Genomic DNA, 12,875 nt, shown 5'->3' on the forward strand with positions numbered 1-12,875 from the left:
GGTACGCGCGTGCAAGCCCGCGATCGGCCGGGCCATCAAGCGAGCCGCCCCGCTTCGATCGTCACCGTCGTATCGCAACGCCGCGCGAGTTCGATGTCGTGTGTCACGAGCACGAGCGTCGCGCCGTGCGCGCGATTCATCTCGAACATCAGATCGATCACCGCGTGGCCGGTGGCCGCGTCGAGACTGCCGGTGGGTTCGTCGGCGAACAGGATCGCCGGGCGCGTGACGAACGCGCGCGCGAGCGCGACGCGCTGCTGCTCGCCGCCCGACAGCAGCTTCGGATAATGACCGGTACGCTGCCCGAGCCCAACCTGTTCGAGCAGTTCACGCGCACGCGCGGCGGCCTCGGGTGTGCCGATGCCGCCTTGCAGTTCGAGCGGCAACGTGACGTTTTCGAGTGCGGTCAGATGCGGCATCAACTGAAACGACTGGAACACGAAGCCGACCGCGCCGCTGCGCAACGCGGCGCGGCCGTCTTCGTCGAGCTCGCCGAGTTCGCGCCCGAGCAGCCGAACCGAGCCCGCGCTGGCACTGTCCAATCCCGCGAGCAAGCCGAGCAGCGTAGACTTGCCCGACCCGGATGCACCGACGATCGCGACGCTGCTGCCGGCATCGATGGCAAGATCGATGTCATCGAGAATCGTCAGTTCGCCCGCAGCATCCTTAACCCTCTTGCACAAGCCCCGCACTTCAATGACTGGATCAGTTCTGTTTGGCATGGTGAAGCGTAGGTTGAAAGTGCGCGCCATCGCCCCTCGCGCCGCGGCGCTGTCTGCGGCATTCGGCGCGACCATGATGGCCGCCGCGCTGGTTTCGTTACCGTTGCGGGCTCACGCGGCGAATACGCCCGAACCCGCAAAGCCGGTGATCGTCGTGCTCGGCGACAGCATCTCCGCTGAGTACGGGCTGCCCCGCGATACGGGCTGGGTCGCGTTGATGCGTCAGCGTCTGGCCGAAGAGCGCATCGATTATAGCGTCGCCAATGCGAGCATCAGCGGCGACACGACGAGCGGCGGACGCGCGCGTCTGCCCGCGCTGATGGAACGGCTCAAACCGAGCATCGTGATCGTCGAGCTCGGCGCCAACGACGCGTTGCGCGGCGTGCCGCTCTCGACGACCGAGGACAACCTGCGCACGATCATCGAACAGGCGCAGCAAGGCCACGCGAAGGTCGTCCTCGTCGGCATGTACGTGCCGCCCAATTACGGCCCCGACTATACGCAAAAGTTCCACGGCCTCTACGGCCAGCTGTCGAAGGAGTTCCATGTGCCGCTCGTGCCGTTTCTTCTCGCCGGCATCGCGGATAAACCGGACATGTTCCAGGCCGATCAGCTCCACCCAACGCAGCAGGCACAGCCGCTGCTACTCAACAACGTGTGGCCCGCTGTCAAGCCACTTCTTCGCACAAGTTCGCCGCACTGAAAGACCTGCTAACGACTTGTTTCCGGAACCTGGGGGAACATGGATCGCCGAGCCGTTCGACATATGGGCAATCCCTGCCACCCGGCTCATTCTTGAGCGACTTCTGAGGAGATAACGTTGAAATATTTACCGTTAATCGCTTTGACCATTGCCATCTCGGCTTGCGCGGCTCAACCGCCGGCCGGCGTTCAGTCGGTGGGTCAAAGCCAGCAGCCGCCTCGCGCCGTCGCAACCTGCATCGCGCAGAAATGGGCGGATAGTTCGCAACAACAGGTGATCTCGCAAAACATCCTCGCCAACGATCAGGCCATGGACGTCTACGTCCCGGGCCAGCAGCCGCCCAACGGCGCGGCCGCGGTGGTCCGTCCTTCGTATAGCGGTAAGGGCACGTGGGTCGGCTTTCGCGCCGGCGGCGCTGGCGGTGGCAACGCCACCAGCGCGATCAGCGGCTGTCTGTAAAGCTGCCACCTGGCTGTAGATAAAAAAAGCCCCGCAAATGCGGGGCTTGCTTTTGGACGAGCAGGTAATGCTTACTGCGGCTTACTGATCGGCCGACTGGGCGGCGCTGTCGAGCGTACCGTAGATCTTCACCTTCGAGCGCTCGCGCAGCGCTTTCAGATAGGCTTCGGTCTCCGACTGCGCGTCCACCTGCGCGATCTGCTGCTGCGCGACAGCGAGATGCTGCGCGTCGGTGGCCGCGGGCTGCACGATCTGGTTCACGCGATAGATCGCATAGCCGTCGTCGCCGAGATCGACACCGACGTAGGCCGGCAACTTTTGCGCATCGACCTTGTAGATTGCGCTCAGTGCGGCAGGTGGCACGCCCTGCGCGTCATTGCGCGACACCTTCAGCGGCGACGAGAAACCGGCAGTCGCCTTCGACTTCTCGAACTCGGCCAGTTTCGCGACGCCGTCCTTGTGCGCTGCTTCGTTCGCCTGCACGGCGATCACCTTCTGACGCACCGCGTCCTTCACCGCGTCGAATGCGGGCACGGCAGCGGGCTTGTAGTCGGTCACGCGCGCAGCGATCAGCGTGTTGTTGCCGACGTCGATGGCCTGCGTATTGTTGTGCGCCGATACCGAGTCGTTCGCGAACACGGCTGCGAGGAACTTCGGGTTGTTCAGCGGGCTGTCGGGCGGCAGCTTCGGATCCGGCTGCGGCGTGACCGTCGCGGTCTGGATCTGCAGCTTGAATTTGTCAGCAGCCGGCTGCAGGCTCTTGGCCTTTTCATAGACGAGCGACGTGAAACCTTCCGAACTGTCGGTGAATGCCTTGCTCGCCAGTTGCGTCTTCAGCTCCCTGGCGATCTGGTCCTTCACTTCGTCGAACGACTTCGTGACCGCCGGCTTTACATCGGTGACCTTGATGATGTGGAAACCGAAGTCGGTCTGGACGATGCCGCTGATTTCGTCCTTCTTCAGCGCGAACACCGCGTCGTCGAACGCCTGGCCGCCCGCGATCATGCCGCGGCCGAAGTAACCGAGATCGCCACCCTTCGATGCCGAACCCGGATCCTGCGAGTTCTGCCGCGCGATCTGCGCGAACTGGTCCGGATGCGCCTTGAGCTGCGCGAGCAACTCCTCGGCCTTCTGCTTCGCTTTGGCCTTGTCGGCCGCGCTCGCGTCCTTCGGTGCCGCGATCAGGATATGGCTCGCGCGCACTTCGCCTTCGGTGCGGAAGTGGGCGATGTTGTCGTCGTAGTACTTCTTCAGGTCCGCGTCGCTCGGCTGCACCGATGCGCTCAGCGCGGCCGGCGACATCACCAGGTACTGGATCGTCGCCGAAGCGGGCGTCGCGAAGTCGTTGCGATGCGCGTCGTAGTACGCTTGCAGTTGCGCATCGGTCGGCTGGATCTTCGCCGCGTAATCGTGCGGATGGAACGCGATGCCCTGCACTTCACGCTGCTGCTGCGCGAGCTCGGTCAAGTGCTGCGCGAGCGTCTTCGACGTGAACGCGCTCGCCTCGATGCTCGCGGGCAGTTGTTGCATAGCGAGGTTGTAGCGCACGCGCTCGTCGTACTGATCGGGCGTCATGCCCTGCATCGCGAGCAGTTGCTTGTAGCGGTCGAGGTCGATCGACCCGTCGGGATTCTTCAGCGACGAGATCACCGGATCGGACAGCAGCGCGCGGCGCACCGCTTCGTCCGATGCGCTCAGATGCAGACGCTGCGTTTCGTCGGCAAGCACACGCTGCTCGATCATGCCGTCGAGCATCTGGCGACGGCGCTCCGGCGTGTCGAACGACTTCATGTCGAACTTCGCGCCGAGCATCTGACGCCCGCGGTCGATCTGCTGGCGCATCGCGTCGTCGTATTCGACACGGGTGATCTTGTGACCGTTGACACTCGCGACGTTTGCACTTTCGTCAAAGAAGCCGCGGAAACCCTGAATACCCACGAAACCCAACCCCGGCAAAATGACGAGGATGAGCATGAACATCATCAGGCGTTGGTGATTGCGGAAAAAATCGAGCATGCGTGAGGGGTGCCAAAAACAGAACGCCCGATCTTACAACAGCGGGCAACAAAAAAGGCGAACCGGAGTTCGCCTTTCGTGGATACTGGCGGAGTGGACGGGACTCGAACCCGCGACCCCCGGCGTGACAGGCCGGTATTCTAACCGACTGAACTACCACTCCTTATACTGCACTTTTGCGACTGGAAACACTGCAGCCGAATCTGAAACTGGTGGGTGCTGAGAGGCTCGAACTCCCGACCTACGCCTTGTAAGGGCGCCGCTCTACCAACTGAGCTAAGCACCCGTTTCGTGATTCAGTGCTTGATGTGTTTTCTGCCTTGCCGCTGCCCTCCCAGTGAATCGTTCATGCAGTCGGGTTAAGCAATTCCTCAAGCAGCAAGCGCACTAGTTTAGCGCATCCTTCAGAGCTTTGCCAGGCCTAAATTTAGGAACTTTTGCTGCCTTGATTTTGATCGCGGCGCCCGTGCGCGGATTGCGTCCGGTGCGCGCGGTGCGCTTGCCGACCGCGAACGTGCCAAATCCGACCAACGTCACAGATCCGCCCTTCTTCAACGTGTTTTTGACGCCCGCGATGACTGCATCGAGCGCACGGCCCGCCGCGGCCTTCGAAATGTCGGCTTGCTGTGCGATGTGATCGATCAATTCCGTCTTGTTCATTCAAACCCCCGTGAATATTTATTGGCAATCGTGACAGTGCTTTCCAGCACCTCCCGCCACGCGGCCGGCGCGAACGCCAGGCCGCCTCATTAGAAGCGGCCGAAACCCTTGTGTCAACCGGGGTTGAGCCTGATCGGCGTTATTTTAGAGGGGCGCTTTTGTCACAGTATGTTGCAGCGGAAAGACTGGCGATGCGGCCTGGCGACGAAGCCGCGCGGGCAAAAAAACCCGCGGCTCTTGACCGCGGGTTTTTTGCTGCAGCGAACGACACCGCTGCAGAATGCTTTGGCGTCAGCGCATTCTGATGCGCATCGAACCTTAGTGCTTGACGACGTCCGTCGCGGCATCCTTGCCCGGCTCAGCCCCAACCGGCGCCGAGGGCTTCGGTTCTTCTTCCGGTAACGCCTGCGGTACACGCTCGAGCGCAAGTTCGAGCACCTTGTCGATCCAGCGGACCGGCACGATTTCGATCGCGTTCTTCACGTTGTCCGGAATCTCCGTCAAGTCCTTGACGTTTTCTTCCGGAATCAGCACCAGCTTGATGCCACCGCGATGCGCCGCCAGCAGCTTTTCCTTCAGGCCGCCGATCGGCAGAACTTCGCCACGCAGCGTGATTTCGCCCGTCATCGCGACATCGGCGCGCACCGGAATACCGGTCAACACCGACACCAGCGCGGTCGTCATCGCGATACCAGCCGAAGGACCATCTTTCGGCGTTGCGCCTTCCGGCACGTGGATGTGAATGTCCTGCTTCTCGAACGCTTCGTCCTTGATGCCAAGACGACGCGAACGCGAACGCACGACCGAGCGCGCCGCTTCGACGGATTCCTTCATCACGTCGCCGAGCGAACCCGTGCGGATCACATTGCCCTTGCCCGGCATCACCGCGGCTTCGATGGTCAGCAGATCGCCGCCCACTTCCGTCCACGCGAGACCCGTGACCTGGCCCACCTGATTTTCCTTCGCGGCCAGACCGAAGTCGTACTTGCGCACGCCGAGGAACGTGTCGAGGTTGCTGCCGTCGACCTTCACCGCGCCTTCCGCCTTCTTCAGCAGAAGCATCTTCACGACCTTGCGGCAGATCTTCGAAATTTCACGCTCGAGCGAGCGAACGCCCGCTTCGCGCGTGTAGTAACGAATGATGTCGCGGATCGCAGTTTCCGTCACATCGACCTCGCCATCCTTGAGGCCGTTGTTCTTCTTCTGCTTCGGCAGCAGATAACGCTGCGCGATGCTGACCTTCTCGTCTTCGGTATAACCGGACAGACGAATCACTTCCATCCGGTCGAGCAGCGGCGGCGGAATGTTCAGCGAGTTCGACGTCGCCACGAACATCACGTCCGACAGATCGAAGTCGACTTCGACGTAGTGGTCGGCGAACGTGTGGTTCTGTTCCGGATCGAGCACTTCCAGCAGGGCCGACGACGGATCGCCGCGGAAATCCTGACCCATCTTGTCGACTTCGTCGAGCAGGAAGAGCGGATTGCGCACGCCGACCTTGGTCAGGCTTTGCAGGATCTTGCCCGGCATCGAACCGATGTACGTGCGACGGTGGCCACGAATCTCGGCTTCGTCACGCACGCCGCCCAATGCCATGCGCACGAACTTGCGGTTCGTCGCGCGCGCGATCGACTGACCGAGCGAAGTCTTACCGACGCCCGGAGGCCCCACGAGGCACAAGATCGGCGCCTTGACCTTGTCGACACGTTGCTGGACCGCGAGATACTCGAGAATACGTTCCTTCACTTTCTCGAGACCGAAGTGGTCTTCGTCGAGCACGCGCTCCGCATTCGACAGGTCGTTGTTGACCTTGCTCTTCTTGCGCCACGGCAAGCCGATCAGCGTGTCGATGTAGTTGCGCACGACCGTCGCTTCCGCCGACATCGGCGACATCAGCTTGAGCTTCTTCAGCTCGGCGTCGGCCTTCTTCTTCGCTTCCTTCGGCATGCGGGCGGCCGTGATGCGCTTCTCGAGTTCTTCGAGATCCGCACCTTCTTCGCCTTCGCCGAGTTCCTTCTGGATCGCCTTGACCTGTTCGTTCAGGTAGTACTCGCGCTGACTCTTCTCCATCTGACGCTTCACGCGCCCCCGGATACGCTTTTCGACCTGCAGGATGTCGATCTCGGCTTCGAGTTGCGCGAGCAGATGCTCGAGCCGCTCGATCACCGGGAACATCTCGAGGATGTGTTGCTTCTGGTCGAGCTTGAGCGGCAAATGCGCCGCGATCGTGTCGGCGAGACGCCCTGCCTCGTCGATACCCGACAGCGAGGTCAGGATCTCCGGCGGGATCTTCTTGTTCAGCTTCACATACTGGTCGAACTGCGACACGATCGCGCGACGCAGCGCTTCGGTTTCAGCGCTGTCGGCGTGGTCAGGTTCGAGCGGCATGACTTCGCACGAGAACTGCGTTTCCTGTTCTTCGATGGAAAGCGTCTTCGCGCGCTGCAAGCCTTCGACGAGCACCTTCACGGTACCGTCGGGCAGCTTCAGCATCTGCAGGATGTTGGCGATACACCCTACTTCGTACATGTCCTTTTCGGTCGGCTCATCTTTCGCTGCCGTCTTCTGGGCGACGAGCATGATGTGCTTGCCGCCTTCCATCGCTGCTTCGAGAGCCTTGATCGACTTCGGGCGGCCTACGAAGAGCGGAATCACCATGTGCGGGAAAACGACTACGTCGCGCAGCGGGAGCAGCGGCAGCGTAATGCGTTCCGGCGGGAGGAGTTGGGTTCCTGACATTTCATTTCCCCATGAGTGGAATCAGTTCGTTCGATAGGTGAGGCCAGCAGAAAATATTGCAAGCCTCCGCGTGTGGGAAAAGTTCAGTGACTCCGAAGGTTCAGTGACTCCATAGTTGAGAACAACCAGCCTGACCACACGATAAACGAAAAAGCCGTTCACGTCGCCATGAACGGCCTTTTTGCAGAACTCGAAAGCCGATCAGTTCGAACCCGCGACCTTCGGCGCGTCTTCGTAGATCAGCAGCGGTTTGCCGTCGCCGTCGATAACGTTGTCGTCGATGATGACCTTGCTGACACCTTTCATTTGCGGAAGGTCGTACATGACATCAAGCAACGCCTGTTCCAGAATCGAACGCAGGCCCCGCGCGCCCGTCTTGCGGCGGATGGCCTTGCGCGCCACGGCCTGCAACGCGGCCGGACGGATTTCGAGTTCGACGCGCTCCATGCTGAACAGCTTGTGATACTGCTTGACCAGCGCATTCTTCGGTTCGACAAGAATCTTCATCAGCGCCGCTTCGTCGAGCTTGCCGAGCGTGGCGACCACCGGCAGACGGCCGATCAGCTCCGGAATCAGGCCGAATTTGATCAGATCTTCCGGCTCCACTTCGCGCAGCACTTCGCCGGCGTCGCGGTCCTGCTTGCTCTTCACGCTCGCGCCGAAACCGATGCCGGTCTTCTCGGTGCGATCGACGATGACCTTCTCGAGGCCGTCGAACGCACCGCCGCAGATGAACAGGATGTTCGTCGTATCGACCTGGATGAAGTCCTGGTTCGGATGCTTACGGCCACCTTGCGGCGGCACCGACGCCATCGTGCCTTCGACCAGCTTCAGCAGAGCCTGCTGCACACCCTCGCCCGACACGTCGCGTGTGATGGACGGGTTGTCGGACTTGCGACTGATCTTGTCGATTTCGTCGATGTAGACGATACCGCGCTGGGCCTTGTCCACCTCGTAATTACAATTCTGCAGCAGCTTCTGAATGATGTTCTCGACGTCTTCGCCGACATAGCCGGCTTCCGTCAGCGTGGTCGCGTCGGCAATCACGAATGGCACGTTCAGAAGGCGCGCGAGCGTCTGCGCAAGCAGCGTCTTGCCGGAGCCGGTCGGGCCGATCAGCAGGATGTTGCTCTTGGACAGCTCGATTTCGTCCTTCTTGTCGAGATGCTTGAGGCGCTTGTAGTGGTTGTAGACCGCGACCGCGAGGATCTTTTTCGCGCGCTCCTGACCGATCACGTACTGGTCGAGAATTTCGCGGATTTCCTGCGGGGTCGGCAGATCCGACTTGGACAAGCCGGCCTCGATGCCCGCGCCTGCAGCCTCGTCACGAATGATTTCGTTGCACAGATCGATACATTCATCGCAGATGAATACCGACGGGCCAGCAATCAGTTTCTTGACCTCATGCTGGCTCTTGCCGCAAAACGAGCAATACAACAGCTTTTCGCTGTTAGAACCTTTCTTGTCCGCCATAGATGTGTGAGCCTCCGGACACCGGATTAGATAATACGCCGTTTGCCCCCGCCACGCAGTTTGGGTGCGGCAGGGCTAGTGAGCACGATAACGGCGCTTGCCGCAGACGCCCGGACGGAAGTTGAACATTCACAACCGACCCGATGACGGTTTTGCCGCAACAGTGGGCAAAACAGCATGGCAAAACCGTACCAGATCAGGGACGCTTGTGCGCCACCTGGTCGACGAGGCCGTACGCCTGCGCGTCATCGCCGGACATGAAATTGTCACGGTCGGTGTCACGCGCGATACGTTCGACCGGCTGACCGGTGTGGTGCGCGAGCAGATGATTCAGCCGATCCTTCAGGTACAGGATTTCACGCGCCTGGATTTCAATGTCCGATGCCTGGCCGCGCGCGCCGCCGAGCGGCTGATGAATCATCACGCGCGAATTCGGCAGCGCGAAACGCTTGCCCTTAGCACCGGCCGCGAGCAGGAACGCGCCCATGCTCGCCGCAAGCCCCATGCACAGCGTCGAGACGTCCGGCTTGATGAACTGCATCGTATCGTAGATCGCCATACCAGCAGACACGGAGCCGCCCGGACTGTTGATGTAGAAGTAGATGTCCTTGTCCGGATTCTCGCTTTCCAGAAACAGCATCTGCGCAACCACCAGATTGGCCGTCTGGTCGTTCACTTCGCCCACGAGGAACACGATGCGTTCCTTCAGCAGACGCGAATAAATATCATAGGAGCGCTCGCCCCGACCGCTCGTTTCCACGACGATCGGCACCAGACCGAGTGCCTGCGCTTCGAGATCCCGGGACGACTGGGAGGTCAACGTGTCCAGCATTTGGGCGCGAAAGGTCATGCAATGGATCCTTGTCTGGAAATATTCTGAATATTAGCTGCTGGACACAGGTTGGTGCGACGAGCCCGTATTCAAGTGCCGTCTTCGTGTGGGCCGCACGACCGGATCCGGTACGTCACACAGATTCATGGCACAAAAAAACGGCGTGCCGGCCGTCGGTCGCTCCGACAGCCGGCACGCCGTTGCAGCGACGCTTACGCTTGCGCCGTTGCGCTTGCCAGTTCCTCGAAGCTCACTTCCTTGTCCGTCACCTTGGCCTTGCTGAGAACGAAGTCGACGACGTTGGCTTCAACGACATACGCTTCCATTTCAGCAAGACGTTGCTGGTTGGAATAATACCAGCGGACGACTTCCTTCGGGTCTTCGTAGCTTTTCGCGAATTCATCGACTTCGGCACGGATCTGCTCCGGCTTCGCCTGCAGTTCGTTCGACTTCACCAGTTCGGCCAGCACGAGACCCAGCTTGACGCGGCGCTCGGCCTGCTCCTTGAACATCGCGGCCGGGATCGGCGCGTCCTTCGCGTTCGGCACGCCGCGCTGTTCCAGATCCTGGCGAGCCATCGCGACGAGGCGCTCCTGATCCTGCTCGATCAGCGCGTTCGGGACGTCGAGCTCCGAGATTTTCAGCAGTGCGTCCATCACCTGGTTCTTGACGATGGCTTGCGTGCGGCGCTTCGCTTCGCGCTCGAGGTTGTCCTTGATTTCAGCGCGCATCTTGGTCAGATCGCCGTCTTCGATGCCGAGCGATTTCGCGAATTCGCCGTCGACTTCCGGCAGATGCGGCCATTCGATCTTCTTCATCGTGATCGTGAATTGCGCCGTCTTGCCCGCCACTTCCTTGCCGTGGTAGTCGTCCGGGAACGTCAGGTCGAATTCCTTCGCTTCGCCGACCTTCAAGCCGAGCGCCGCTTTTTCGAATTCCGGCAGCATGCGGCCTTCGCCGAGGATGAAGCCGAAGTCTTCGGCACTACCGCCCTGGAATGCTTCACCGTCGATCTTGCCGACGAAGTCGACCGTCACGCGGTCGCCGTCTTTGGCGGCCGTGTCCGCGCCGCCGTCGCCGTGCTCGCCTGCCTCGCCGCGAGCGTGGAAGTGCACGCGCTGTTTGCGCAGGATGTCCAGCGTGCGGTCGATTTCCGCTTCGCTGATGCTGGTCATGGTGCGCTCGATTTCAGCCGTGGCGACGTCGCCCAGCTTCACTTCCGGATACACCTCGAAGGTCGCGTCGAACGCGTAGCTGCCTTCACCAGCGTCGGTCTTCGGCGCGAAGCTCGGCTGACCCGCGACACGCAGGTTTTCGGTGCGGCTGATGTCGAAAAATTCCTTGCCGACCTTGTCGCTCAGCACTTCGGCTTCCACCTGGCCCGAATACTGTTGCGTCACCATCTTGAGCGGCACCTTGCCCGGGCGGAAACCCGGCATGCGCACGTTCTTCGCGAGTTGACGGATACGCGAATCCACTTCCTTCTGCACGGCATCCTTCGGCAGGGAAATCGTCACGCGGCGTTCGAGCTTGCCGAGGTTTTCAACAACGTTAGCCATGGCTTCAATCGTCCTAAAATTATTCGAGCGAATCAGTTATCTTCTCCGTGCTGCCCGTCGATGTCGCTTCGCATCGATTTGCGCCGATTGCATCGCGCCGATTGCATCGATCACGCACCTGCGCCGCGGGCTTGCAGGCCGTCGGCAGCACGGTTGAGTCCAAAGAGCCGAATATTTTAGCAAACTATTTGCGCGCCTAGCCGGGATTCGATGATTGCATCGAGCTTTCCCTGCATTCCGGGCGTTTTGAGGGCCATTTTCGGTTAGTTTTGACACAGCGAGCGCGATTTGCCGCTGGCATCGCTATCCGGTTAGCGTCATGCGTTCCTCGGCGCTCTTTCGTCATGCAACAGAACGTTCGCGTGGACGCTCGCACCCGCTCGCGGCCGACGCGTCGTGGCCGCGATCCCGCCTATGCCTTTCGACATATTCAGCCGACGCCCCCATGCTGATAAGCTAACGCACTCGGTCGGGCCGCCACCGCCGGTCACCAGCAGCCGGTCGCTTCATCCGCTCCAGCAACCGCTTACAACGACTCAAACCTCTCAGAGACACCATGCCGAATTCGTCGTCCTCGCCTGTCGTCGTCGTCGCTCCCGATTCATTCAAAGGCTCGCTCAGCGCGGAACAGGTCGCGCAAGCGATCGCATCCGGCGTCCAGCGCGCACGCCCCGACGCGAGCGTGCGCATCTGCCCGATGGCCGACGGCGGCGAAGGCACGCTCGACGCAATGCTCACGAGCGGCGGCGAGCGCCGCACGCTTAGCGTGCGCGGCGCGGCCGGTCCGACGCGCGCAGCGCTGACGGGCCTGCTCACGGACGGCAGCGCCATCATCGAAACGGCGGAAATCGTCGGCATTACGGACCCCGTCGGCATGGGCGTGCCGGTCGAGGCGCGCAGCACGCGCGGCATGGGCGAAGCGATTCGCGCGCTGCTTGATGCCGGCGTGCGGCGCTTTTTCGTCGCGCTCGGCGGCAGCAGCACGAACGACGGCGGCGCCGGCCTGCTGACCGGCCTCGGCTTGCAACTGTTCGACGCGCAAGGCAACGTACTCGAAGGCACACCCGAGCAGCTTGCGCGCGTGGCGCGGGTCGATGCGTCGCTGCTCGACGCGCGGCTTGCCGACACGCAGTTCGTCGGCATGTCGGACGTCGACAATCCGTTGACCGGCGCGCACGGCGCGACCGCGATCTTCGGTCCGCAGAAAGGCGTGAAGCCAGAACAGGTCGCGCCGATCGACGCGGCGCTCGCGCGCTTCGCCGATCTGCTCGAAGCCGCGCTCGGCCGCACGGCGCGTGACCTGCCGGGCGCGGGCGCGGCGGGCGGCCTCGGCTTCGCATTGCACATGCTCGGCGCGCAGTTCGAGCCGGGCGCGGAAACCGTCGCGCGGCAAATCGGCCTCGACGCCGCGCTCACGGGCGCCAACTGGCTGATCACCGGTGAAGGCCGTTCCGACGTACAGACGCTGCACGGCAAGGCGCCGTTCATCGCCTGCGCGCATGCGCGCGCCGCGGGCGTGCCCGCCACGCTGCTGTCCGGCGCGATCGACCCCGCCGCGCTGCCGCGTCTTGCCGAATACTTCGGCGGCTGCTTTTCTCCGGCGCCGGGGCCGATCACGCTCGACATCGCGATTCGCGACGCGGCGCGCCTGCTCGCCAACGAAGCCGAGCAGCTGACGCGCCTGAAATACGGCGTGCGTTGACCCGCGAAAC

The 12,875-nt window shown here is 61.8% G+C and carries 10 protein-coding genes and 2 tRNA genes; 3 read left to right on the forward strand and 9 right to left on the reverse strand.

Annotated elements, in window-relative coordinates:
• Positions 1-35: 35 nt before the first annotated feature.
• On the reverse strand, positions 36-722 hold the full coding sequence (locus tag OKW35_RS37365) for an ABC transporter ATP-binding protein (protein ID WP_429554690.1): 687 nt from the start codon (positions 720-722) through the stop codon (positions 36-38).
• On the opposite strand from OKW35_RS37365, the gene OKW35_RS37370 reads away from it, so the two are divergent.
• Both OKW35_RS37370 and OKW35_RS37375 read left to right on the forward strand, forming a co-directional pair.
• Entirely contained in the window at positions 721-1,425 is a 705-nt protein-coding gene (locus tag OKW35_RS37370) for an arylesterase (protein ID WP_184003517.1), read from the forward strand. The two genes, OKW35_RS37365 and OKW35_RS37370, sit on opposite strands and share 2 nt — an antisense overlap.
• 117 nt (positions 1,426-1,542) lie before the next feature.
• Positions 1,543-1,884, forward strand: coding sequence for a hypothetical protein (locus tag OKW35_RS37375; protein ID WP_429554691.1), 342 nt, complete (start codon positions 1,543-1,545; stop codon positions 1,882-1,884).
• Between the two features lie 81 nt (positions 1,885-1,965).
• Here OKW35_RS37375 and OKW35_RS37380 read toward each other — a convergent pair whose 3' ends face one another.
• The 8 genes from OKW35_RS37380 to tig all read right to left on the reverse strand — a co-directional run bounded on the left by OKW35_RS37380 (position 1,966) and on the right by tig (position 11,163).
• Complete coding sequence (locus tag OKW35_RS37380) at positions 1,966-3,900, reverse strand: SurA N-terminal domain-containing protein (protein WP_429554692.1); 1,935 nt, start codon at positions 3,898-3,900, stop codon at positions 1,966-1,968.
• Positions 3,901-3,986: 86 nt separating this feature from the next.
• A tRNA-Asp gene (locus tag OKW35_RS37385) sits at positions 3,987-4,063 on the reverse strand.
• A gap of 47 nt (positions 4,064-4,110) precedes the next feature.
• A tRNA-Val gene (locus tag OKW35_RS37390) sits at positions 4,111-4,186 on the reverse strand.
• 101 nt (positions 4,187-4,287) lie between these two features.
• The gene (locus tag OKW35_RS37395; protein WP_018418077.1) at positions 4,288-4,560 is read right to left on the reverse strand and encodes an HU family DNA-binding protein; all 273 of its coding nucleotides are present in this window, start codon (positions 4,558-4,560) and stop codon (positions 4,288-4,290) included.
• A 318-nt stretch (positions 4,561-4,878) separates the two neighbouring features.
• The gene (gene lon / locus OKW35_RS37400) at positions 4,879-7,299 is read right to left on the reverse strand and encodes an endopeptidase La (RefSeq protein ID WP_018418078.1); all 2,421 of its coding nucleotides are present in this window, start codon (positions 7,297-7,299) and stop codon (positions 4,879-4,881) included.
• A gap of 201 nt (positions 7,300-7,500) precedes the next feature.
• Positions 7,501-8,772, reverse strand: coding sequence for an ATP-dependent Clp protease ATP-binding subunit ClpX (clpX, locus tag OKW35_RS37405; RefSeq protein WP_013089402.1), 1,272 nt, complete (start codon positions 8,770-8,772; stop codon positions 7,501-7,503).
• A gap of 196 nt (positions 8,773-8,968) precedes the next feature.
• Positions 8,969-9,622 carry an ATP-dependent Clp endopeptidase proteolytic subunit ClpP gene (gene clpP, locus OKW35_RS37410; RefSeq protein ID WP_013089401.1) on the reverse strand — a complete coding sequence of 218 codons (654 nt, stop codon included), beginning with the start codon at positions 9,620-9,622 and terminating at the stop codon, positions 8,969-8,971.
• Positions 9,623-9,816: 194 nt separating this feature from the next.
• Entirely contained in the window at positions 9,817-11,163 is a 1,347-nt protein-coding gene (gene tig / locus OKW35_RS37415; RefSeq protein WP_429355495.1) for a trigger factor, read from the reverse strand.
• 556 nt (positions 11,164-11,719) lie between these two features.
• Between tig and OKW35_RS37420 the strand changes: the two genes are divergently transcribed.
• Positions 11,720-12,865 (forward strand): glycerate kinase, encoded by a 1,146-nt coding sequence (locus OKW35_RS37420; RefSeq protein ID WP_429554693.1) that lies wholly within the window; start codon positions 11,720-11,722, stop codon positions 12,863-12,865.
• The last annotated feature ends 10 nt before the right edge of the window (positions 12,866-12,875 follow it).

The sequence above is a fragment of the Paraburkholderia sp. MM5477-R1 genome (assembly GCF_050436385.1).
GTDB lineage: Bacteria > Pseudomonadota > Gammaproteobacteria > Burkholderiales > Burkholderiaceae > Paraburkholderia > Paraburkholderia tuberum.